The organism is Ralstonia mojiangensis (genome assembly GCF_023955645.1).
Lineage (GTDB): Bacteria > Pseudomonadota > Gammaproteobacteria > Burkholderiales > Burkholderiaceae > Ralstonia > Ralstonia mojiangensis.
Genome location: NZ_JAMXHU010000002.1, coordinates 384,783 through 405,869, shown reverse-complemented (window position 1 = coordinate 405,869; position 21,087 = coordinate 384,783). Strand labels below are relative to the sequence as shown.

General features: G+C 64.4%; 19 protein-coding genes. 2 read left to right on the top strand and 17 right to left on the bottom strand.

Going from position 1 to position 21,087, the window contains the following annotated elements; all coding sequences use genetic code 11:
- From NG898_RS08670 to NG898_RS08600, 15 genes are all read right to left on the bottom strand, one after another.
- Complete coding sequence (locus NG898_RS08670; RefSeq protein WP_252691936.1) at positions 1 to 942, bottom strand: 2-hydroxyacid dehydrogenase; 942 nt, start codon at positions 940 to 942, stop codon at positions 1 to 3.
- Positions 943 to 1,039: 97 nt separating this feature from the next.
- Entirely contained in the window at positions 1,040 to 3,064 is a 2,025-nt protein-coding gene (locus NG898_RS08665; RefSeq protein WP_252691935.1) for an acetyl/propionyl/methylcrotonyl-CoA carboxylase subunit alpha, read from the bottom strand.
- Between the two features lie 639 nt (positions 3,065 to 3,703).
- Complete coding sequence (gene bioB / locus NG898_RS08660; protein WP_252691934.1) at positions 3,704 to 4,786, bottom strand: biotin synthase BioB; 1,083 nt, start codon at positions 4,784 to 4,786, stop codon at positions 3,704 to 3,706.
- A 43-nt stretch (positions 4,787 to 4,829) separates the two neighbouring features.
- Positions 4,830 to 5,624: an enoyl-CoA hydratase/isomerase family protein gene (locus tag NG898_RS08655; protein WP_252691933.1), complete on the bottom strand. Its 795-nt coding sequence runs from the start codon at positions 5,622 to 5,624 to the stop codon at positions 4,830 to 4,832.
- Positions 5,621 to 6,559: a dienelactone hydrolase family protein gene (locus NG898_RS08650; RefSeq protein ID WP_252691932.1), complete on the bottom strand. Its 939-nt coding sequence runs from the start codon at positions 6,557 to 6,559 to the stop codon at positions 5,621 to 5,623. The genes NG898_RS08655 and NG898_RS08650 overlap by 4 nt, the downstream gene beginning before the upstream one ends.
- 30 nt (positions 6,560 to 6,589) lie before the next feature.
- A complete protein-coding gene (locus NG898_RS08645; RefSeq protein ID WP_252691931.1) occupies positions 6,590 to 8,197 on the bottom strand; it encodes a carboxyl transferase domain-containing protein in 1,608 nt (535 codons plus the stop codon).
- A gap of 28 nt (positions 8,198 to 8,225) precedes the next feature.
- A complete protein-coding gene (locus NG898_RS08640; RefSeq protein WP_092973639.1) occupies positions 8,226 to 8,666 on the bottom strand; it encodes a YchJ family protein in 441 nt (146 codons plus the stop codon).
- Entirely contained in the window at positions 8,666 to 9,355 is a 690-nt protein-coding gene (locus NG898_RS08635; RefSeq protein WP_252691930.1) for an HAD family hydrolase, read from the bottom strand. Before NG898_RS08635 ends, NG898_RS08640 begins: the two co-directional genes overlap by 1 nt.
- 27 nt (positions 9,356 to 9,382) lie before the next feature.
- The gene (locus NG898_RS08630; RefSeq protein WP_252691929.1) at positions 9,383 to 10,513 is read right to left on the bottom strand and encodes an acyl-CoA dehydrogenase family protein; all 1,131 of its coding nucleotides are present in this window, start codon (positions 10,511 to 10,513) and stop codon (positions 9,383 to 9,385) included.
- A 10-nt stretch (positions 10,514 to 10,523) separates the two neighbouring features.
- A complete protein-coding gene (locus NG898_RS08625) occupies positions 10,524 to 11,237 on the bottom strand; it encodes an SDR family oxidoreductase (RefSeq protein ID WP_252691928.1) in 714 nt (237 codons plus the stop codon).
- 9 nt (positions 11,238 to 11,246) lie between these two features.
- Positions 11,247 to 12,428, bottom strand: a complete 1,182-nt coding sequence (locus NG898_RS08620; protein ID WP_252692502.1) for an acetyl-CoA C-acetyltransferase — start codon at positions 12,426 to 12,428, stop codon at positions 11,247 to 11,249.
- A gap of 669 nt (positions 12,429 to 13,097) precedes the next feature.
- Positions 13,098 to 13,778 carry a carbonate dehydratase gene (can, locus tag NG898_RS08615; RefSeq protein WP_092973629.1) on the bottom strand — a complete coding sequence of 227 codons (681 nt, stop codon included), beginning with the start codon at positions 13,776 to 13,778 and terminating at the stop codon, positions 13,098 to 13,100.
- A 23-nt stretch (positions 13,779 to 13,801) separates the two neighbouring features.
- Positions 13,802 to 15,640, bottom strand: coding sequence for a bifunctional isocitrate dehydrogenase kinase/phosphatase (gene aceK / locus NG898_RS08610; RefSeq protein WP_252691927.1), 1,839 nt, complete (start codon positions 15,638 to 15,640; stop codon positions 13,802 to 13,804).
- A gap of 158 nt (positions 15,641 to 15,798) precedes the next feature.
- Complete coding sequence (locus NG898_RS08605; protein WP_004633702.1) at positions 15,799 to 16,980, bottom strand: isovaleryl-CoA dehydrogenase; 1,182 nt, start codon at positions 16,978 to 16,980, stop codon at positions 15,799 to 15,801.
- Positions 16,981 to 17,156: 176 nt separating this feature from the next.
- A complete protein-coding gene (locus NG898_RS08600) occupies positions 17,157 to 17,654 on the bottom strand; it encodes a MerR family transcriptional regulator (RefSeq protein WP_252691926.1) in 498 nt (165 codons plus the stop codon).
- Positions 17,655 to 17,839: 185 nt separating this feature from the next.
- Between NG898_RS08600 and NG898_RS08595 the strand changes: the two genes are divergently transcribed.
- Both NG898_RS08595 and NG898_RS08590 read left to right on the top strand, forming a co-directional pair.
- The gene (locus NG898_RS08595; protein ID WP_252691925.1) at positions 17,840 to 18,919 is read left to right on the top strand and encodes an MBL fold metallo-hydrolase; all 1,080 of its coding nucleotides are present in this window, start codon (positions 17,840 to 17,842) and stop codon (positions 18,917 to 18,919) included.
- 34 nt (positions 18,920 to 18,953) lie between these two features.
- Positions 18,954 to 19,340 (top strand): antibiotic biosynthesis monooxygenase family protein, encoded by a 387-nt coding sequence (locus tag NG898_RS08590; protein ID WP_045202377.1) that lies wholly within the window; start codon positions 18,954 to 18,956, stop codon positions 19,338 to 19,340.
- Positions 19,341 to 19,407: 67 nt separating this feature from the next.
- Here the strand turns inward: NG898_RS08590 and NG898_RS08585 are convergent, their stop codons facing one another.
- Positions 19,408 to 20,253 carry a helical backbone metal receptor gene (locus tag NG898_RS08585; RefSeq protein WP_252691924.1) on the bottom strand — a complete coding sequence of 282 codons (846 nt, stop codon included), beginning with the start codon at positions 20,251 to 20,253 and terminating at the stop codon, positions 19,408 to 19,410.
- On the bottom strand, positions 20,250 to 21,050 hold the full coding sequence (locus tag NG898_RS08580; protein WP_252691923.1) for an SDR family oxidoreductase: 801 nt from the start codon (positions 21,048 to 21,050) through the stop codon (positions 20,250 to 20,252). The genes NG898_RS08585 and NG898_RS08580 overlap by 4 nt, the downstream gene beginning before the upstream one ends.
- Positions 21,051 to 21,087: the final 37 nt, after the last annotated feature.

The following is a 21,087-nucleotide window of genomic DNA, read 5'->3' as shown; positions in this document are numbered from 1 at the left end:
TCAGTAACCTCGTTGCAGATCGACGATGCCGGCAATCGGTTCACCGGCCTCCAGCGCGCGGATCTTGCGCGCGATCTGGGCAATGCTGACCTCGCGCAGCGTCAGCGCCGAAATGTGCGGCGTGATGTGGATGCGCGGTTCGGTCCAGAAAGGATGGTCGGCGGGCAGCGGCTCGGTGCGGAATACGTCGAGCGCGGCGCCGGCAATGTGGCCGCTGCGCACGGCGGCAAGCAGGTCGTCCTCCACCAGATGCTTGCCGCGCGCCACGTTGACAACGAACGCGCCCGGCGCGAGCTGACCGAGCAGCTTTGCGTCGATCACGTTTTCGGTGTCTGCCGTCAGCGGCAGCACGTTCACCAGCACGCGCGTGCCGGCAAGGAAGCCGGGCAGGGCATCGCTGCCTGCGCGGCAATCGACGCCCTCGACATGCTTGGCAGAGCGGCTCCAGCCGCGCACCGGAAAGCCGAAGCCCGCCAGCGTCTTGGCGATGTGCGTGCCCAGCACGCCTAGGCCCAGCACGCCGACGACAAACTCATCGCGGTTGAACGGCTTGAGGAAACGCCACATCTTCGCTTGCTGCTGGCGCTCGTATTCATCAAGCCGGCGGAAGAAGCGCAGCACGGCGTGCGTGACGTATTCGCCCATCTGCGCGGCCATGCCGGCGTCGTCCAGGCGCACGATCGGCAGGCTTTCCGGAATGGCATCGGGCGATTGCGCGCGCAGGCCAAGGATCGCATCGACGCCCGCGCCCAGATTGAACACGGCGCGCAAATCGCGACGATTGCGCAGCATGTCGGCGGGCGGCTGCCAGACCACGGCGTAATCGGCGTCCTGCGCCGCGCCTTTCTCCCACACCGACAGCCGCGCTTCGGGCAGTGCCTGCGCAAAACCATCGAGCCAGGGTTGGGGCTTGCCGTCGGGCGTGTAGATCTGGATGTGCATGTGGGGCGACTTCAGTGCGGGTAGTTGACGTATACGTCAAGCAGTGTAGCAGGGGCCGGCAACGCGTGTTGCGGCCCGCTCGCGCGTCAATCGGCCGTCACTCCGCCGGCTTGAACGCCAGCAGCTGCACGCCTTCCGTCACCTGATCGCCCACGCCGTAGAGCACGGATTCGACGACGCCGTCGGCCGGTGCGGTGAGCGTGTGCTCCATCTTCATGGCCTCCATGACGACGAGCGGTGCGCCCTTGGTGACGGTTTGCCCTGGCGCGGCCAGCACGGCGATGACCTTGCCGGGCATCGGCGCGGTGAGCTTGCCGCCTTCGTCGTCGGCTTCGCCGGCATGGGCGAGCGGGTCGTGGCGCTCCAGCGTCCAGTGCGCGCCACCGGTGAAGACGTGGAAGACATCGCCGTCGACATGCACCTGGCCGGTCGCCTTGTGCGAGCCCAGCGCGATGGTGAAGGTCTCGGCATGGCGCTGCGAGGTGAAGGGCGCTTCATGCCCGTTTGCTTTCAGACGCGAGCCGTCGCGGCCGTAGACGAGCGTGGCGTCGACGGCCTGATCACCGTGGGAGAAGCGCAGCGTGCGCTCAGCCGCGCCGTTCAGACGCCAGCCGCTGCCGCGCGCCCACGGCGAATGCGGATCGCGTGTGTCCGTGCGCAGGCTGCGTGCCTCGCGGGCAAGCAGCGCAGCTACGGCCAGGGCGATGGCGTCTTGCGGCACCGCCGGGGCTGCCGGGAACAGCGTGTCGTGATTGCGCGCGATCAGGCCGGTATCCAGGTCCGCCGTCGCAAACGGCTTCGATGCCACGAGGCGGCGCAGGAACGCCACGTTGGACGACAGCCCGACCAGGTGGAAGCTGCCCAGCGCCTGCAGCATGCGCGCGAGTGCTTCTTCGCGGTCGCGGCCCCAGACGATCAGCTTGGCGATCATCGGGTCGTAATACGGGCTGATGGCATCGCCTTCGCGCACACCCGCGTCGATGCGCACGGCGGCGGGCTCGCCATTGGCCTGCGCGCCCACGGTAAATTCCACCGCTGCCGGCGTGCGCAGCACCTTTAGCGTGCCGATGGAGGGCAGGAAATCGCGCTCGGGGTTTTCTGCATAGATACGTGCTTCCAGCGCGTGGCCGTGGATGTGCAGTTCGTCCTGCGCGCGCGGCAGCGGCTCGCCGGAGGCCACGCGCAATTGCCATTCGACGAGGTCTTCGCCCGTGATCATCTCGGTGACGGGGTGCTCGACCTGCAGGCGCGTGTTCATTTCCATGAAGTAGAACGTGCCGTCTTCGTCGACGATGAATTCGACCGTGCCGGCGCCCACGTAGCCGACAGCGCGTGCAGCGGCCACGGCGGCTTCGCCCATGGCGCGGCGGCGGTCCAGCGTCATGCCGGGGGCGGGCGCTTCTTCCAAGACCTTCTGGTGGCGGCGCTGCACCGAGCAATCGCGCTCGAACAGATAGACGGCGCCGCCGAAGCTGTCGGCAAACACCTGGATTTCAATGTGGCGCGGGCGCGTGAGGTACTTCTCGATCAGCACGCGGTCATCGCCAAAGCTGGAGGAGGCTTCGCGTTTGACCGAGGCCAGCGATGCTTCAAACGCATCGCCCGATTCGACCACGCGCATGCCCTTGCCGCCGCCGCCCGCGCTCGCCTTGATGAGCACCGGATAGCCGATGCGATCAGCCTGCGCGCGCAGGAATGCGGCGTCCTGGTTGTCACCGTGGTAACCGGGAACGAGCGGCACACCGGCCGTTTCCATCAACGCCTTGGCCGCGCTTTTGCTGCCCATGGCTTCGATGGCCGAGGCCGGTGGGCCGACGAAGATGATGCCGGCGTCTGCGCAGGCCTTGGCGAAGGCTTCGTTTTCCGAGAGGAAGCCATAGCCGGGGTGGACGGCCTGGGCGCCCGTGGCGCGCGCGGCTTCGAGGATGCGGTCGGCGCGCAGGTAGCTGTCGCGGGCGGCGGGCTCACCGATGTGGATGGCTTCGTCGCAGGCCGCAACGTGGCGGGCATTGGCGTCGGCATCGGAATAGACGGCGACTGTGCGGATGCCAAGCTTGCGGCAGGTGGCGGCGACTCGGCAGGCGATTTCGCCTCGGTTGGCGATGAGGAGCTTGGTGATCATGGTGTTGTTACGTCTCCTGGTTTTGGCTTTTGCACTTTTGGTGCATCCCTTGTTTCATCCCCTGCCGGGGCTGACTCACTTTCTTTGTCTTGCCAAAGAAAGTAACCAAAGAAAGGCGCGCCCGAGATGGCGACCCTTCCTTGAATTTGTGTAACCGGGCGGAGAGGGAGGCAAACTCGCTTCGCTCAGACAAGCCTCCCTCTTTGTTCCGCCCGCTTACACAAATTCAAGGCGCCATCTAGGGCAGGAACGTCAACGGCCAAACCGTTGGTGTGCATGCGCTGTCAGGCTCTTGCTTGTTGCTTGTTGCTTGTTGCTTGTTGCTTGTTGCCGTTTGCCTCGCTCCGCGTCTTGCCGCGTACCCACCACTGCGTTTGTGTCTCGATGGTGTGGCCGTTTTTGCCCTAGATGGCGCCTTGAATTTCTGTTGCAGAGAGGAAAAAGAGAGGAGGCTGTTTGAGCGAAGCGAGTTTGCCTCCTCTCCCTCTCTGCGACATAAATTCAAGGAATCTTTCGCCATCTCGGGCGCGCCTTTCTTTGCTTACTTTCTTTGGCAAGACAAAGAAAGTGAGTCGAGCCCGGCAGGGCGCGAAAGGGGGATGGACCACCAACAAAAAAACCATCCCCACACCAAAAGCATCAATCCGCAGGCGTAATGTCGATATGGCAATGCGACGAATGCGAGTGCGAAGTATCAGCGCTTTGATGCAGATGATCCTGCACCTCCACCCGCATCCCCAACCGCGCCAGCAGCTTCCGATCCGCATCCGCCTCCGGGTTATCCGTCGTCAGCAGTTTCTCGCCATAGAAGATCGAGTTGGCGCCCGCCATGAAGCACAGCGCCTGCAGCGCATCGTCCATCGCCTCGCGGCCAGCGGAGAGCCGCACCATCGCCTTGGGCATCGTGATCCGCGCCACAGCAATCGTGCGCACGAAATCAAACGGATCCAGTTCTTCGTTGCCCGCCAGCGGCGTGCCTTCCACCTTCACGAGGTTGTTGATGGGCACCGAATCCGGATACGGCTCCATGTTCGCCAACTCTGCGATCAGGCCTGCACGCTCGTGCACCGATTCACCGAGGCCGACGATGCCGCCGCAGCACACATTGATGCCAGCGTCACGCACGTGCTCGAGCGTATCGAGCCGGTCCTGATACGTGCGCGTGGTGATGATCTCGCCGTAGAACTCGGGCGCGGTATCGAGGTTGTGGTTGTAGTAATCCAGGCCCGCGTCCTTCAGTTGCGCGGCCTGTTCCTGCTTGAGCATGCCCAGCGTTACGCACGTTTCCAGCCCCATCGCTTTCACGCCGCGCACCATGTCGGCCACGGCATCGAGTTGATGCGGCTTGGGGTTGCGCCACGCGGCGCCCATGCAGAAGCGGCTTGCACCGTTTTGCTTGGCGCGCGAGGCGGCTTCCAGCACTTCGTCGATCGGCATCAGCTTTTCAGCCTCGACACCGGTGTCGTAGCGTGCCGATTGCGGGCAGTACGAGCAATCTTCGGGGCAGCCGCCGGTCTTGATGGACAGCAGCGTCGACAACTGCACCGCATTCGCATCAAAGTTGGTGCGGTGCACCTGCTGCGCCTGGAACAGCAGGTCGTTGAACGGCAGCGCGAACAGCGCTTCGATGGCTTCGCGGCTCCAGCGCGCGTCGGGCGCCTGGCCCGGCGTGACGGGCGCCTTGGCGGCGTTCGGAACGAAGTTGAGCGGAGTGGATTGCATGAGGACTTCCTTCAAGTGATGCGTGGTTTCGTTGTTATGCGGATCAGGCCGGCAGCAGCCAGTTCGGCTTGCGCTTGCCCAGAAAACTTTGCACGCCTTCGCGGCCTTCTTCCGAAGCGCGGATGGCGGCGATGCGTTCAGCGGTATCAGCCAGCAGTGCGTCGTTGACCGCGGCGCCAGACACCTCTCGCACGAGGCGCTTGCTCTCGCGCACGGCGTTCGGGCTGTTGGCGACGAGTGCTGCAGTGATGTCGGCCACCTTGGCGTCGAGGGCATCCGCGCTCACCAGTTCGTGCACGAGGCCGAGGCGATGCGCTTCGGCAGCCGAAAAGCGTTCTGCGGTGATGAAGTAGCGGCGCGACGCCTGCTCGCCCAGGGCGCGAATCACATACGGGCTGATGGTGGCCGGAATCAAGCCCAGCTTCGCTTCCGACAGGCAGAAGTTGGCCGTGTCGACGGCAACGACGATGTCGCACGCGGCGACCAGGCCGACGCCGCCGGCGTACGTATCGCCCTGCACGCGCGCGATCACGGGCTTGGGGCACGTGTAGATGGCGCGCAGCATTTCGGCCAGGCGCAGCGCGTCGGCGCGGTTTTCATCATCCGAGTAGCTGGCCATCTTCTTCATCCAGTTCAGGTCGGCGCCCGCGCAGAAGGCGGGGCCGTTGCCGGACAGGACGATGGCGCGAACGCTCGGCTCATCGGCCAGCGCGCGGAACGCGCCGGTCAGCTCGGCGATGACCGTTTCGTTGAAGGCGTTGCGCACGTCGGGCCGGTTGAGCGTGAGCGTGGCGACGGCGCCGTGCTGGGCGAAGGCGAGGGTCTCGAAAGTGTTCATTCGGGGTCCTTGTTGGTGTCGGACTTGGGATCGTCAGCGCCGGAGGCTTCAGCGTTGCTGCCGGGGGCCGCCGCTTGAACCGGGCCTGCCGGCAGACCGAGCTCACGTAGGAAGGCATCGACTTGCGGCAGCCAGATGGCAAGCCCTGCATGGCTTGCAAACATGCCGTGCGAGTCGCTCCTGAAGTTGCCGAAATCCACCAGCCGACCTTTGCCGCCGGCACTGGTGTAGGCCGCGAACATCTTGTCGGGCATCGGCTTGGGCCAGTAGCTGTCGTTGTCGCCGTAAAACCAGAGCGACGGGTAGCGTGACTGGCGGCCGTACGTCTCGAAGGCGCGCACGAGGTTGCCTTCCCAGTCGACGCAGGTGTCGTTGCGCAGGCCGCCGGCAAAGTTCACCAGCCCACGCACGCCGGGGTAGGCGATGGTGCCAAAGGCCAGCGTGGTCAGGCCGCCATGCGACTGGCCCATGACAACGATGCGGTTGCGGTCCACGTACGGCTGCGCGGTCATGTAGTCGAGCGCGGCCACCACGTCTTCGGCCTGGATGATGCCGTTGGCTTCCACGTTGCAGCCGCTGCCGATGTACGCGCCGCCGGATTTGGAAAACCCCTGCCGCATCGGAATGGCCACCACGTAGCCGCGCGCGACCAGCGCCGCAGCCTGCTCGCTGTAACGGGCTCGCGCTTGGAATGCCGCCTTGCCGCGCGCCTTGCCATGGTTGAGCACGATGAGCGGGAAGGGGCCGTCGCCGGCCGGCTTGTAGACGGTCGCCTCCAGCTTGAGCGTGAAGATGCCCGCAGACTTGGGCACCTCCACGATGGTCTCGCTGATGCCGGGCGGCGTGGTCTCGCTCGCATGCGCGGCCGAGAGCAGCAGCGCGCAGCCGACGGCTGCCCAGGCGCTGCGCCACGTTCGCGCGGTGATGCTGTTCACTGCAAATTCCCTGGTTGATGGACGGCCCGCTTACATGCGGAACACGCCGAAGTTCATATCGCCGATCGGCGCGTTCAGGCTGGCCGACAGGCCGAGGCCCAGCACGCTGCGCGTGTCGGCCGGGTCGATCACGCCGTCGTCCCACAGGCGCGCGCTGGCGTAGTACGGATGGCCCTGGCGCTCGTACTGGTCGCGGATCGGCGCCTTGAAGGCCGCTTCGTCATCCGCGCTCCATTGGCCGCCCTTGGCTTCGATGCCGTCGCGGCGCACGGTGGCGAGCACGCTTGCGGCCTGTTCGCCGCCCATCACGGAGATGCGCGCGTTCGGCCACATCCACAGGAAGCGCGGCGAATACGCCCGACCGCACATCCCGTAGTTGCCTGCGCCAAACGAGCCGCCGATGATGACCGTGAACTTCGGCACCTGGGCCGTGGCCACGGCCGTCACCATCTTCGCCCCGTTCTTGGCGATGCCTTCGTTCTCGTATTTGCGGCCGACCATGAAGCCCGTGATGTTCTGCAGGAACACCAGCGGAATCTTGCGCTGGCAGCACAGCTCGATGAAGTGCGCGCCCTTGAGGGCAGCTTCTGAAAACAGGATGCCGTTGTTGGCGATGATGCCGACCGGGTAGCCCCAGATGCGCGCAAAGCCGCAGACCAGCGTGGTGCCGTAGCGCGCCTTGAATTCGTCAAACGCAGAATCGTCGACGATGCGCGCGATGACTTCGCGCACGTCGAACGGCTTGCGCGTGTCGGTCGGGATCACGCCGTAGAGTTCTTCGGCGGGGAAGCGCGGCTCGACCGGCGCGTGGATTTGCACCTGCTCCGGCTTGCGGCGGTTCAGGTGCGCGACGATGCTGCGCGCTTGCGCCAGCGCGTGCGAATCGTTGTTGGCGAAGTAATCCGCCACGCCGGACAGCCGCGTGTGCACATCGGCGCCACCGAGGTCTTCGGCGCTCACCACTTCGCCGGTTGCTGCTTTCACCAGCGGCGGGCCCGCCAGGAAAATCGTGCCCTGTTCCTTCACGATGATCGATTCATCGCTCATGGCCGGCACATACGCACCGCCCGCCGTGCACGAGCCCATCACCACCGCGATCTGCGGAATGCCTTTCGACGACAGGTTGGCCTGGTTGTAGAAGATGCGGCCGAAGTGATCGCGGTCCGGAAACACGTCGTCCTGGTTCGGCAGGTTGGCGCCGCCCGAATCGACGAGGTAGACGCAGGGCAAGTGGTTCTGCTCGGCGATCTCCTGCGCGCGCAGGTGCTTTTTCACCGTCATCGGGTAATACGTGCCGCCCTTGACCGTGGCGTCGTTGCAGACGATCACGCATTCCTGCCCCGAGATGCGGCCGATGCCGGTGATGATGCCGGCGCCCGGCGCGGCGTCGTCGTACATGCCGTACGCCGCCATCTGAGAGAACTCCAGGAACGGCGTGCCGGGGTCGAGCAGTTGCTGCACGCGGTCGCGCGGCAGCAGCTTGCCGCGGGCGAGGTGCTTGGCGCGGGCGTCTTCACCGCCGCCCTGGGCGATGCGCGCCACCTTGTCGCGCAAGTCGGCGACGAGCGCGCGCATGGCATCGGCGTTGGCCTTGAAGTCTTCGGCGCGGGGGTTCAGCTTGGTCTCTAGCGTCGGCATGGCAGCAGTGCAAGAAGGTCGGTGCGGTTCAGTCAGGGAAGGTGCCGTCGACGTACAGCCAACGGCCTTCGGCGGATTCAGCGCCGCTGGCGTCCAGGCGGACGAAGCGGCTGGTTTCATGCAGGCGATGCGCGCGGCCGCCCACCTTGTAGCGCGCGACGAACTCCACCGTCGCGTGCGTGGCGTCTTGGGGCGTGTGGCGCTTGACGTCCAGGCCGAGCCAGCGTGTGGCGGCGGCCTCTGCTTCACTGGTTTCCAGGTCGACAGGGCAGGTGGACGGATGCCACGTGCGGCGCAGGTACGCCGTGTCGCCCAGCACATAGGCGCTGTAGCGCGACCGCATCAGTTGCTCAGCGGTGGCCGGCACGGCGTCGCCTGCGTGGAACGGGCCGCAGCAGCGCGCGTAGGCGCCGTTGCCGCACGGGCAAGCGTCGGCGGGGCCGATAGGCCTGGTTTGTGCGGCAGGCATCAGGCCAGCAACTCCGGCAGTTCGCGCATATCGGTGAACGTGCGGGTGGCGCCGGCGGCGATCAGCGGGCCCGGTGCATTGCGGCCCGCGTATGCCAGCACCGTCATGCCGGCAGCGTGCCCGGCGGTGACGCCCGTGGGGCTGTCTTCAATCACCAGGCAACGCGACGGCGATACCCCCAGGCTGCTGGCGGCCAGCAGATACACATCGGGCGCGGGCTTGCTGCGCGCAACCTCGGTAGCCGAGAAGATGCGCACGTCCGTGGGTTGGAAGTGCTCGATCAGCCCGGTGCGGTTGAGCTGCAGCTCAACCTTCATGCGATCGGCGCCCGAGGCCACCGCCATGGGCAGGCCCAGCCTGGAGAGCACATCGATGGCGTGCGCGATATGCGGCACGGCTTCCACCTCGGCTTCGAGCAGCGCGTTGCGGCGCGCGTGGAAGGTGGATAGCCAGTTCGGCGGCAGCGGCGCGCCGCGCATTTCGGCAATCGCATCCAGTTCTTCGCGAATGGCCTTGCCGAGGAAGCGCTTGATGGAATCTTCCGGGCTGATGCTGATGCCAAGCTCAGTCAGCATCTCCCAGATCAGGCGGTTGACGAGGGGTTCGCTGTCGACCAACACGCCGTCGCAATCGAAGAGGATCGCGTCAAAGCGCGGGTGGTTCGAAACAGAGGAGGTCACTGCGGTCATGCCTATTGCGTTAAGAGTTGAGACCGCCTACGCCAGCGCGCGGGCGATCAAGATTTTCTGGATATCGCTCGTGCCTTCGTAGATCTGGCACACGCGCACGTCGCGGTAGATGCGCTCCACCGGGAAGTCGTTCACGTAACCGTAACCGCCGAAGACCTGGATGGCATCGGAGCAGACGCGCTCGGCCATCTCGCTGGCGTTGAGCTTGGCCATGGCCGCCTCTTTCAGGCACGGCAGCCCGGCGTCTTTCAGGCTGGCGGCATGCCAGACCATCTGTCGTGCCACGTCTACGCGCGTGGCCATCTCGGCCAGGCGAAACTGCACGGCCTGATGCGCGAACAGCGGCTGGCCGAAGCTTTCGCGCTCTTTGGCATACGCCAGCGCGGCCTCGAAAGCCGCACGCGCCATGCCCACGCTCTGCGCGGCAATGCCGATGCGCCCGCCTTCCAGCCCCGACAGCGCCATCTTGTAGCCCGCGCCTTCTTCGCCCAGCAGGCAATCGGCGGGGATGCGGCAGTCTTCAAACACGATCTGCGCCGTGTCGGACGAGTGCTGGCCGAGCTTGTCTTCGAGCCGCGCGACGATGTAGCCGGGCGTGTTGGTCGGCACCAGAAACGCGCTGATGCCGCGCTTGCCTGCTGCCTTGTCAGTCACGGCCATGACGATCGCCACGTCGGCATGCTTGCCGCTGGTGATGAACTGCTTCACGCCGTTGAGGACCCAGTGGTCGCCATCGCGCACGGCCGTGGTGCGCAGCGCCGATGCGTCGGAGCCGACGTGCGGCTCGGTCAGGCAGAACGCGCCGAGCATCTCGCCGCGCGCCAGCGGCACGAGCCACTGCTGTTTCTGTGCGTCGTCCGCAAACGCCATCAGCATGCTGCACACGGGGCAGTTGTTCACGCTGATGACGGTGGAGGTGCCACCGTCGCCGGCAGCAATTTCTTCCAGGATCAGCGCCAGCGACAGGTAGTCGAGCCCCGCGCCGCCCAGTTCTTCCGGCACGGCCACGCCATAAGCGCCCAGCTCGCCCAACTGGCGGTGCACGTCTTTCGGGAACGTCGCTTCGCGGTCCCATGCCGCGGCATGCGGCACGATCGCCTCGCGCACGAACGTGCGGATGGCGTCGCGAATCATCTCTTGCTCTTGGGTCAGCAGCATCGTTCCGGCCTCACCATTCAATGACGCTGCCGTCGTAGTTGCGGAACTCGCCGTTGTCGGCGCGCGTGGCACCGGCAATCACGCGGCGGATGCCGGCGACGCTCTCCTGCGGCGTGATGGCCGCGCCCGCGCCGCCCATGTCGGTCTGTACCCAGCCGGGGTGGAAGGTCAGGCACGTGGCGTTTTTGGCGTCGATCGACACCCCGCGCAGCACGGCATTCACCGCCGCCTTGCTGGCGCGATACAGCCATCCGCCGTTGCCCGCCATGTCCCCAATGCTGCCCATGCGGCTGGAGATAACGGCGAGCACGCCGCCGGCTTCGTCCGCACCATTGCGTCCGGCTTCCACCATCGGCAGCACCGCAGGCAGCACGCCCATCGGCGCCCACACGTTGGTGTGCATCACGGCATCGAAATCCGCCTGGCTGACGGGCGTGGCGCCCTGCGTGCGCGGGCCGTAGATGCCTGCCACGTAGATCGCCACGTCCAGCGCTTCGCCGTCCAGCTTCCACGCCAGGCCGGCAACGGCATTGGCGTCGGTCAGATCAAGCACGTGCGTTTCCGCGCCCAGCGCCTGCAATTCCTCTGCTGCTTGTTGCGAGCGGACGGTGGCAATCACGCGCCAGCCATCCGCTCGGTATTGCTTGACGGTTTCCAGACCGATGCCGCGCGACGCGCCCAGGATGAGCGCGGTGCGCGTGCGGCGGGACGTTGCGTTCGTCATGCGCGTGCCTTAGTAGAGTTCGATGCCGACGGCCGTGGCCTCGCCGCCGCCGATGCACAGGCTTGCCACACCGCGTTTGCCGCCACGGTGTTGCAGGGCGCCTAGCAGCGTCGCGATCACACGTGCGCCCGAGGCGCCGATCGGGTGGCCCAGCGCGCATGCGCCGCCGTTCACGTTCACTTTCTCGTGCGGGATGTGCAGGTCGTGCATGGCGGCCATCGGCACCACGGCAAACGCCTCGTTGATCTCGAACAGATCGACGTTGCCCGAGTTCCAGTCGAGCTTCTTGAAGAGCTTGTCGATGGCCGTGACCGGCGCCGTGGTGAACCAGCCAGGCGCTTGCGCGTGCGTGGTGTGGCCCAGCATCACAGCGAGCGGCGTGATGCCGAGCTGCTTGGCGGTCGACTCGCGCATCATGACCAGCGCAGCCGCGCCATCGTTGATCGACGAAGACGACGCGGCCGTCACCGTGCCGTCTTTCTTGAAGGCAGGCTTGAGCGACGGGATCTTGTCGACCTTGATGCGGCGCGGGCCTTCATCGGTGTCGATGACGGTGTCCCCGGCTTTGCTCGACACGGTAACGGGCGTGATCTCCCAGCGGAACGCGCCGGATTCGGTGGCCTCTTGCGCGCGGCGCACGGACGTCATCGCGAAGTGGTCCTGGGCCTCGCGCGTGAAACCGTACTTCTCGGCGCAGTCCTCGCCGAAGGTGCCCATCGCGCGGCCCTTGTCGTACGCGTCTTCCAGGCCGTCAAGCATCATGTGGTCGTAGATCATGCCGTGGCCGATGCGATAACCGCCGCGGCCTTTCGGGATCAGGTACGGCGCGTTGGTCATGCTTTCCATGCCGCCCGCAACCACAACATCCAGCGACCCCGCGAGCAGCGCGTCGTACGCATTCATGGCGGCGCGCATGCCTGAACCGCACATCTTGTTGACCGTGGTGCAGCCGACTGACAGCGGCAGGCCAGCGCCCAATGCGGCTTGGCGCGCCGGCGCTTGCCCCTGCCCCGCAGGCAGGACGCAGCCCATGATGACTTCTTCAATCTGTTCCGGTTTCAAGCCCGCACGCTCGACTGCCGCGCGGATGGCAGCGGCGCCGAGTTGCGGAGCAGTGAGGCTGGCGAGTTCGCCCTGGAAGGCGCCCATCGGGGTGCGGGCGGCGGAAGCGATGACGATGCGGTCGGACATTGCTGCAATCTCCTGGAACTGTGCTTGGGACATGTTCTGCACTTGTGGTGCAGGGGTTGTGTGTCTCTTGCTTTTTGGGTGGGCCTTCGTGGTCCATCTGCGTATCGTCCCCTGCCGGGGCCGACTCACTTTCTTTGTCTTGCCAAAGAAAGTAAGCAAAGAAAGGCGCGCCCAAGATGGCGACCCCTTCCTTGAATTTTCATAACCGGGCGGAGACGGGAAAAACTCGCTTCGCTCAAACAGTTTCCCGTCTTGTTTCCGCCCGCTTACGAATATTCAAGGCGCCATCTAGGGCAGGAACGTCAACGGCCAAACCGTTGGTGCGCATGTCCTGTCAGGCGCTTGTTTGTTGCTGTGTTGCCGTTTGCTTTGCTCCGCGTCTTGCCGCGTACTCACTACTGCGTTTGCGCTGCGATGGTGTGGCCGTTGGAGCCCTAGATGGCGCCTTGAATTTCTGTTGCAGGGAGGAAAAAGAGGGGAGGCTGTTTGAGCGAAGCGAGTTTGCCTCTCCTCCCTCCCTGCGACATAAATTCAAGGAGTCTTTCGCCATCTCGGGCGCGCCTTTCTTTTGCTTACTTTTCTTTGGCAAGACAAAGAAAAGTGAGTCGTGCCCGGCAGGGTACGAAACGGGGATGAACCACCAACAAAACCCCATCCCCAAAAAGAAATTCAGAACCCCACCGGGCTAGGCGTACTCCCTTCCTTCCCATAATTCAGCCAAGCCTCACCCAGCTGAGCATGCAGTTCCTCATTGGAGCTCGCCGCCATCCCCAGATTGCGCAACATCCCGTCCTTCACGCCGTAAATCCAACCGTGAACGGTCAGTGGCTGCCCGCGATCCCATGCGTCCTGCACGATCGTCGTCAGGCACACGTTGTTGACCTGATGAATCACGTTCAGCTCGCACAGCCGGTCATGCTGATCTTGCTCGCGGACCACCGTACCGAGGTACGTTTCGTGCTGCTCGGCCACGTCACGCACGTGACGAATCCAGTTGTCGGCCAGCCCGAAACGTTGCTTCGTCAGCGCGGCCTTCACACCCGAACAGCCGTAGTGGCCCACCACCGTGATGTGCCGGATCTTCAGCACTTCCACCGCAAACTGAAGCACCGACAGGCAGTTCAGGTCAGAGTGCACTACCACGTTGGCGATGTTGCGATGGACAAACACCTCGCCCGGCGGCAGACCGATGATCTGGTTGGCAGGCACGCGCGAATCCGAGCAGCCGATCCAGAGGTATTCCGGGTTCTGCTGGTTGGCCAGATTGGAAAAGAAATCCGGGTCTTCAGCGTGGACGCGCTCGACCCATTTCCGGTTGTTCTCAAACAGCTCTTTGATGCGATGTGGCATGGTTTCCCGTCGTGTTGAAGGGGTTAAGCGGCGGCGCGCTGCTGCAGCGTCGTGTTGTCTTGCGCTGCGTTGTCGGGCGCGCTTGCGCCGTAGCGATTGACGAAGCGCTCGGCTGCGTCATACGCGTAGAAATCGTGCATCTGCCCGGAGAGCAGGCGCTCCTTGTACCCCTGCCACATGGAGGCCTCGAAGAAGTCTGCGTGGTGTTTGAGGAAGGCTTCACGCACGCGCGGGTCGCCAAGCAGGAACGTGCGATACGTCTCCGGAAAAATGTCGTGCGGGCCGACGCTGTACCAGACCTCGCCGGACATTTCTTCTTCTTCGGTGCGCGGCTCGGGCACGGTGCGGACGTTGCAGTCGGTGAGGTATTCGATCTCGTCGTAATCGTAGAAGACCACGCGGCCGTGGCGCGTCACGCCAAAGTTCTTGTACAGCATGTCGCCCGGGAAGATGTTTGCCGCGATGAGTTCCTTGATGGCGTTGCCGTATTCGATGATGCCGTGCTCGACTTGCGCATCGGTGCCTTCGTGCAGCCAGATGTTCAGCGGCGTCATGCGGCGCTCGATATAGACGTGGCGGATGACGATCTCTTCGCCGCCGTCGTCGCTGCGCTGGTATTCGACCATCGAAGGCGCGTGCTTCTCCAACTCCTTGATGAGGTCGTCATCAAAGCGCGAGAGCGGGAAGGCCACGTCGGAATACTCCAGCGTATCCGCCATGCGCCCCACACGATCGTGGCGCTTCACCAGTTGGTACTTGCTCTTGATCAGTTCGCGCGTGGTTTCCTTGGGCGGCGGGAAGTAGTCCTTGATGACCTTGAACACGTACGGGTACGAGGGCAGCGTGAACACCAGCATCACAAGGCCCCGGATGCCGGGCGCGATGATGAACTTGTCCGACGAGTGTTGCAGGTGATGCAGGAAGTCGCGATAGAACAGGTTCTTGCCCTGCTTCTGCAAGCCGAGCGAGGTGTAGATCTCGGCGCGCGGCTTGCGCGGCATCAGGTCACGCAGGAAGGTCACGTAGGCGGACGGAATCTCCATGTCCACCATGAAATACGAGTGCGTGAACGAGAACAGGATCAGCAGTTGCTCCTGCCGCAGCAGCACCGTGTCGAGCGAGAGCTGGCCCGCGGCATTGCGCAGCATCGGCACGGCCAGCGGGAATGTCTTGTCGCCGTTGATCACGCGTCCGATGATGTACGCTGCCTTGTTGCGGAAGAACAGCGACGACAGCACGTGGATCTGGAAATTCGGCGCGATGCGGAAATCGCCAAAGTGCTCGCCCACCGCGCGCACGACGTAGCCGATATCGCGCTCCAGATCTTCAAACGGCGCGTTGAGCTGGAAGTTGTGGACGATGCGCTCGAAGCAGGGGCCCAGGCCATCGCGTGTGCCGGGGTAGTAGGCGCGGTACGTCGGCTTGGTGGGCGACTCTTCGTTCTCGATGTATTCCGTCGAGATGGCCGGGCGCACGAAGATGAAATCGTTGTTGAAGTACGAGCGATGCAGGATGCGCGTACACACCGAGTTGAAGAAGGTCTCGGCCAATTCCGGCTGGTGATGGTTGGTCAGCAGGCCGATGTAGTGCAGCTTGATCTGGCGCCAGATCTCGTCGTCGATGTTCTCGGCATCGTATTCGTCTTCCAGGATGACCGACGCTTCGCGCACGCGCTCGTCGTAGTAGGCGATGCGATCGCGCTGCAGTTGCTGCAGGCCGCCCCAGTCCCCGGTCTCAAACGCGGTCTTGGCCTGTACGCTGACCTCGCGGAACAAGCGGTAGTGCTTGTCGAAGCCGTCGAGCATCGTGCGGGCGACGTCAAAGGCGATCTGCGACGAGAGGAGCTTGGGGAAATGGGACATGGCGTGTGCGCAGGGAGGAGCAGGGAAGCGGCAAACCAACAAACCAGGCGGACCTAGATTGTAGGGTCTTCGGTGCCGTGTTCGCGTCCTGAAACCGTTGCGCCTCCTTATCCGTTTGGCTGATGGCCCCGTGCCACCAGCCCGCCTGCTCCCGCCCGTTACATCGTCTCTGCGTACAGCTCCCGACCGATCAGCATTCGGCGGATTTCCGACGTGCCGGCGCCAATTTCGTACAGCTTGGCGTCGCGCCACAGGCGGCCGACCGGGAATTCGTTGATGTAGCCGTTGCCGCCCAGGATCTGGATGGCTTCGCCGGCCATCCAGGTGGCCTTCTCGGCGGTGTAGAGGATCACGCCAGCGCAGTCCTTGCGCACCTGGCGCACGTGGTCGCGGCCCAGCGAGTCAAGGTTCTTACCCACCGTGTACAGGTACGCGCGGCATGCCTGCAGCGTGGTGTACATGTCGGCCATCTTGCCCTGGATGAGCTGGAATTCGCCAATGCTCTGGCCGAACTGCTTGCGGTCGTGGATGTACGGCGTGACCACGTCCATGCAGGCTTGCATGATGCCGATCGGGCCGCCGGAGAGCACCGCGCGCTCGTAATCCAGGCCGCTCATCAGCACCTTGGTGCCACCGTTTTCCTGGCCGAGGATGTTTTCCACCGGCACTTCCACGTTCTCGAACACCAGCTCGCCCGTGTGCGAGCCGCGCATGCCGAGCTTGTCCAGCTTCTGCGCCACCGAGAAGCCCTTCATGCCCTTTTCGACGATGAACGCCGTCATGCCGCGCGCGCCCAGTTCGGGCTCGGTCTTGGCGTAGACGACCAGCACGTCGCAGTCGGGGCCGTTGGTGATCCACATCTTGGTGCCGTTGAGCACGTAGCGGTCGCCTTTCAGCTCCGCGCGCAGTTTCATGCTGACGACGTCAGAACCGGCATTCGGCTCGCTCATCGCCAGGGCACCGACCCATTCGCCCGACACCAGCTTGGGCAAGTACTTGGCCTTCTGGGCCGCCGTGCCGTTGCGGTGGATCTGGTTCACGCACAGGTTCGAGTGCGCGCCATACGACAGGCCAACCGACGCCGAGGCGCGGCTGATTTCTTCCATGGCGATCATGTGCGCCAGGTAGCCCATGTTGGCGCCGCCGTACTCCTCGGCCACCGTGATGCCGAGCACGCCCAGCTCACCCATCTTGCGCCACGCATCCATCGGGAACTGGTCGGTGCGGTCGATTTCGCCGGCACGCGGTGCCAGTTCGCCCTGCGCCCAATCGCGCACAGCCGAACGCAGCATCTCGATGTCTTCGCCCAAGTCGAATTTCAGGCCGGGCAGATCAATCATGGTGGTCTCCTTGGGCGCGGCTCAAGCCGCGTTGTCTCGGGTAAGTGGTCTGGCGCTGTGCGGTGCGCGCCGCTTGTGGTGGGCGCACCGCTGCCGGAAGGGTGCTTCAAGGTGTTGCGTATTGTATTGACGTTTACGTAAACGTCAATGACTGGCCATTACGTAGATCTGCGGAATCAGGCGGCCTTGCGTCGCTTGGGCGGCTTGCCTGTTCCGGCCTGCGCGTCTACCAGCAAGCGACGGCACTGGCGCTCATGCTGGTCGATCTCGGCCAGTTGGGCGTTCAGATCTTCCAGTTGCTGCGTAAGCACCGCACGGTGTTGCGCCAGCGACGCCAGGAAGCGCTCCAGTTGCGGCACCGTGTCGCGCGGCGACTCATACAGATCCAGGATCTCCTTGATCTCGCCTAGCGACAGGCCGAGCCGCTTGCCGCGCAGGGTCAGCTTCAGGCGCGTGCGCTCGCCGGCGGAATACACCCGGCGACGCCCGCCCGGGCCTTGGCGATCCGGCGCCAGCAGGCCCTGGTCTTCGTAGAAGCGGATGGCGCGCGGCGTGATGTCGAACTCGCGGGCAAGGTCGGTGATGGTGAAGCTTGCGTCGGCAAGTTCGCCGGCATCGCCCGATTCAAGATCGGCGGCGAGCGCAGCGGCGGCAGACGGAGTAGAGGCAGACATACGGCGGGGAACGGAGTAACGGCAGAGGTGTGATGACACGCGCACGCCGGACAGCGACATTAAGTTTTCGCTTAAGATGGATGACCGGCGGCGAATTGACGTTTACGTTAGCGTCAATGAAGCCAAACCGCAATCGCAAAGACCGCCCCGAAGCACCCAAAGGCGGCGACCGAGACCACATCCCCATGAACGCGCTCGAACACCAACTCGACTATCCCTTTGGCGACACGCTTCCCGAAGGCGGCACGCGGTTTGAAGTCGCCCCCGGCGTCTACTGGCTGCGCATGCCGCTGCCGTTTGCGCTCGATCACATCAACCTCTGGCTGCTACGTGATCGGCAGGACGGACAAGATGGCTGGACGATCGTCGATTGCGGCATCAACCACGAAGCAATTCGCGGGTACTGGGAAACGATCTTCGCGAACCACCTCGACGGCCTGCCGGTGCTGCGCGTGCTGGTCACGCACTGCCATCCGGACCACGTTGGCCTCTCGAACTGGCTGTGCGAAGGCGGCGACGAAAAGCGCTGGAACGTGCGCCTGTGGATGAGCCTGGGCGACTACGCCTTCGCGCGAATGCTGGTAGGCGGCACGGGCGCGTCGAACGCCGGCGGTGAATTTGCCGCGCGCCATTTCGAGCGCCACGGCTTGACGGACCCGACCTCGATCGAAGGCATCCGCAACCGCAAGGATTACTACAGCACGCTCGTGCCCGGCGTGCCGAGCCAGTACCGTCGCCTGATGGATGGCAACGTCGTCGCCGTCGGCCAGCACCAGTGGCGCGTCATTACCGGCTTCGGCCACGCGCCCGAACATGTCGCTCTCTACAGTGAAGATGCCAACGTGCTGATTTCCGGCGACATGGTTTTGCCGCGCATTTCCACCAACGTGAGCGTGTTCGATCTGGAACCCGAAGCGGATTCGCTCACGCTGTATCTGGATTCGCTGGGCAAGTACGAGCCGCTGCCGGCCGACGTGCTGATCCTGCCGTCGCACGGGCGACCGTTCCGCGGGCTGCATACGCGCATCCAGCAACTACGCGACCACCATGCCGATCGACTGGCTGAAACGTTGGCTGCGTGCAAGGCCGCGCCGCAATCGGCACGCGACATCGTCAACGTCATCTTCAAGCGCCAGTTCGATGTGCATCAGATGACCTTCGCGATGGGCGAGGCGCTTGCCCACCTGCACGCGCTGTGGCATCGCGGCGAACTGGTGCGCGAAACCGGCGCGGACGGTATCGTTCGATTCCACGCAGCTGCATAAACTCAATAACCCGTGCCTTTCAACGGAGCCGCCCATGGCTGACCAGCATGACGTTCTCGACGACAGCGCCGTCGTCCTGCCGTTTCCCGCGCAAACGCCGACCGCGCCGTATTACGCGGTGATTTTTTCCTCCACCCGCACCGACGGCGACAACGGCTACGGCGCCATGGCCGACCGCATGGTGGAGTTGGGCCGCAGTATGCCGGGGTTTCTCGGCATCGAGTCCGTACGCGATGAACTGGCCGGCGACCAGGGGCGACCGGGCATCACCGTGTCGTATTGGTCGTCGCTGGAGGCCATTCGCGAGTGGAAGAACCAGGGCGACCACCTTGCCGCGCAGAAGCTGGGGCGCGAGCAGTGGTACGCGTCGTACCACCTGCGCATTGCCAAGGTGGAGTACGACTATGGGTTCGAGCGATAACGCATCGCTGCGGCCAACAAAAAACCCGCCAATTGGCGGGTTCTTTTTTTGTGCACCGCTGGAAGACCTAACGTAGCGTCTTCGCAAATTGCCCGAGATACCGCACGCCGTCGATCGCGCGGCTGCCGTACCACGACACCATTTCGCCATCGACCAGATAGACCGGTTTGCCGATCTGCTTTTCCAGCGCGTCGACATGCTCTTCGGTAAAGCTGTAAGGCTCGGTGGAGAGCAGCACGCAGTCGATGTTGCGCACCACCTCATCGGTCCAGCGGAACGTCGGGTAACGCGTGTCCGGCCGGTTGGGACGGGCGCAATTACCGCTCTTGTCGGTGCCGCATTGCACGGGCGCAGGGTCGTCCGGCCACGTATGGCAGTTCACGAGCTGGAGCATGCGCGAGATGTACGTGTCGCGCGATACCGTCATCCACGGGTCTTGCCAGATGGCGTACAGCACGCGGTGCGGCAGAAAGTGGCGGCCGCGCAGCGCCTCCAGCTCCTGCGTGAGCGCATCCGATAACTTTTGCGCCTGCGCTTCGCGGCGAAAGATACCGCCCAGCAGTTGGTATAGCGCGAGGTTGTCTTCCGGCGAGCAAGGATGCGTGACGATGATGTGCGGGATGAATTCGCGCAGCTTGTCGACGGTCGGGCGCGTGTTCTCGTCAATGTTCACGATGACGTGCGTGGGCGCCAGCTCGCGCAACTTGTCGAGTTTGACGGTCTTGGTGCCGCCGACCTTCGGTACGTTGCGTACCGCTTCGCGCGGATGGATGCAGAAGCCGGTGCGGGCGACGAGCTGATCGCCCAGGTCAAGCGAGAACAGCAGATCGGTAATCGAAGGCACCAGGCTGGCGATGCGCGGTGTGGTGTCGACAGGGGCGTGGGCGAGGCCAGCCGCATCGGTGTAAGTCATGACGAAATCTCGGGGTTGCGGGGTTTGCGCCTGGCGCGCGCAAACGCAAAGTCATAGAGCCCGCGCGGCAGCACGTGCAGCAGCTTGGCGACGATGCCCATCTGCCATGGCAGCACCGTGAAGCGCACGCCGCGATGGATCGCATTCGCGGCTTTCTGCGCGAAGCGGTCCACCGGCATCAGGAAGGGCATCGGATAGGGATTGTGTTCGGTCATCGGCGTTTTGATGTAGCCGGGGGCGATTGTCACCACGCGCAGGCCAAGCGCGCTGAACTCCACGCGCAGGCTCTCCATCAGCTTGATCACCGCCGATTTGGAGGCGCTGTACGCCGCCGCACCCGGCAGCCCGCGCACGCCCGCCACGCTGGCAATGCCGACCAGCGTGCCGCCGGGCCGCCCAGGTTTGGCGCGTGCGAGCATCGGCCCGACGAACGGCTGGAACGTGTTGAGCACGCCCATCCAGTTGGTTTCCATCACGACGGCAAAGGCTTTCAGGTCGCCGGGTTCGCGCAAGTCCGTGCCGACCGAGATGCCGGCGTTGGCGATCACCACATCGGGCAGCCCAACTGTGGCGATAAAGGCGTTGGCCACGTCGCGCATTGAATCGGTGCTGCGCACGTCGGCGGCGTAGCAATGGCAGCGACCCTGGAGAGCCGCCGGCAGCGTCTGCACAAACGCATGGAGCGCGTCGACACGCCGTGCGGTCAGCCCGATCGTGGCGCCCTGCGCTGCGTACTGACGTGCCAAGGCTTGGCCGATCCCGCTGGAAGCGCCCGTGATGAAGACGATCTCGCTCATGTCGATGTCCTGTTGGTGTGTAGAAGGGCGACGCACA

Bases quoted from the DNA above. Each gene is read 5' to 3' on its own strand.
- NG898_RS08670 (WP_252691936.1), bottom strand. From the start codon at position 942: ATGCACATCCAGATCTACACGCCCGACGGCAAGCCCCAACCCTGGCTC.
- NG898_RS08665 (WP_252691935.1), bottom strand. From the start codon at position 3,064: ATGATCACCAAGCTCCTCATCGCCAACCGAGGCGAAATCGCCTGCCGA.
- bioB (WP_252691934.1), bottom strand. From the start codon at position 4,786: ATGCAATCCACTCCGCTCAACTTCGTTCCGAACGCCGCCAAGGCGCCC.
- NG898_RS08655 (WP_252691933.1), bottom strand. From the start codon at position 5,624: ATGAACACTTTCGAGACCCTCGCCTTCGCCCAGCACGGCGCCGTCGCC.
- NG898_RS08645 (WP_252691931.1), bottom strand. From the start codon at position 8,197: ATGCCGACGCTAGAGACCAAGCTGAACCCCCGCGCCGAAGACTTCAAG.
- NG898_RS08640 (WP_092973639.1), bottom strand. From the start codon at position 8,666: ATGCCTGCCGCACAAACCAGGCCTATCGGCCCCGCCGACGCTTGCCCG.
- NG898_RS08635 (WP_252691930.1), bottom strand. From the start codon at position 9,355: ATGACCGCAGTGACCTCCTCTGTTTCGAACCACCCGCGCTTTGACGCG.
- NG898_RS08630 (WP_252691929.1), bottom strand. From the start codon at position 10,513: ATGCTGCTGACCCAAGAGCAAGAGATGATTCGCGACGCCATCCGCACG.
- NG898_RS08625 (WP_252691928.1), bottom strand. From the start codon at position 11,237: ATGACGAACGCAACGTCCCGCCGCACGCGCACCGCGCTCATCCTGGGC.
- NG898_RS08620 (WP_252692502.1), bottom strand. From the start codon at position 12,428: ATGTCCGACCGCATCGTCATCGCTTCCGCCGCCCGCACCCCGATGGGC.
- can (WP_092973629.1), bottom strand. From the start codon at position 13,778: ATGCCACATCGCATCAAAGAGCTGTTTGAGAACAACCGGAAATGGGTC.
- aceK (WP_252691927.1), bottom strand. From the start codon at position 15,640: ATGTCCCATTTCCCCAAGCTCCTCTCGTCGCAGATCGCCTTTGACGTC.
- NG898_RS08605 (WP_004633702.1), bottom strand. From the start codon at position 16,980: ATGATTGATCTGCCCGGCCTGAAATTCGACTTGGGCGAAGACATCGAG.
- NG898_RS08600 (WP_252691926.1), bottom strand. From the start codon at position 17,654: ATGTCTGCCTCTACTCCGTCTGCCGCCGCTGCGCTCGCCGCCGATCTT.
- NG898_RS08595 (WP_252691925.1), top strand. From the start codon at position 17,840: ATGAACGCGCTCGAACACCAACTCGACTATCCCTTTGGCGACACGCTT.
- NG898_RS08590 (WP_045202377.1), top strand. From the start codon at position 18,954: ATGGCTGACCAGCATGACGTTCTCGACGACAGCGCCGTCGTCCTGCCG.
- NG898_RS08585 (WP_252691924.1), bottom strand. From the start codon at position 20,253: ATGACTTACACCGATGCGGCTGGCCTCGCCCACGCCCCTGTCGACACC.
- NG898_RS08580 (WP_252691923.1), bottom strand. From the start codon at position 21,050: ATGAGCGAGATCGTCTTCATCACGGGCGCTTCCAGCGGGATCGGCCAA.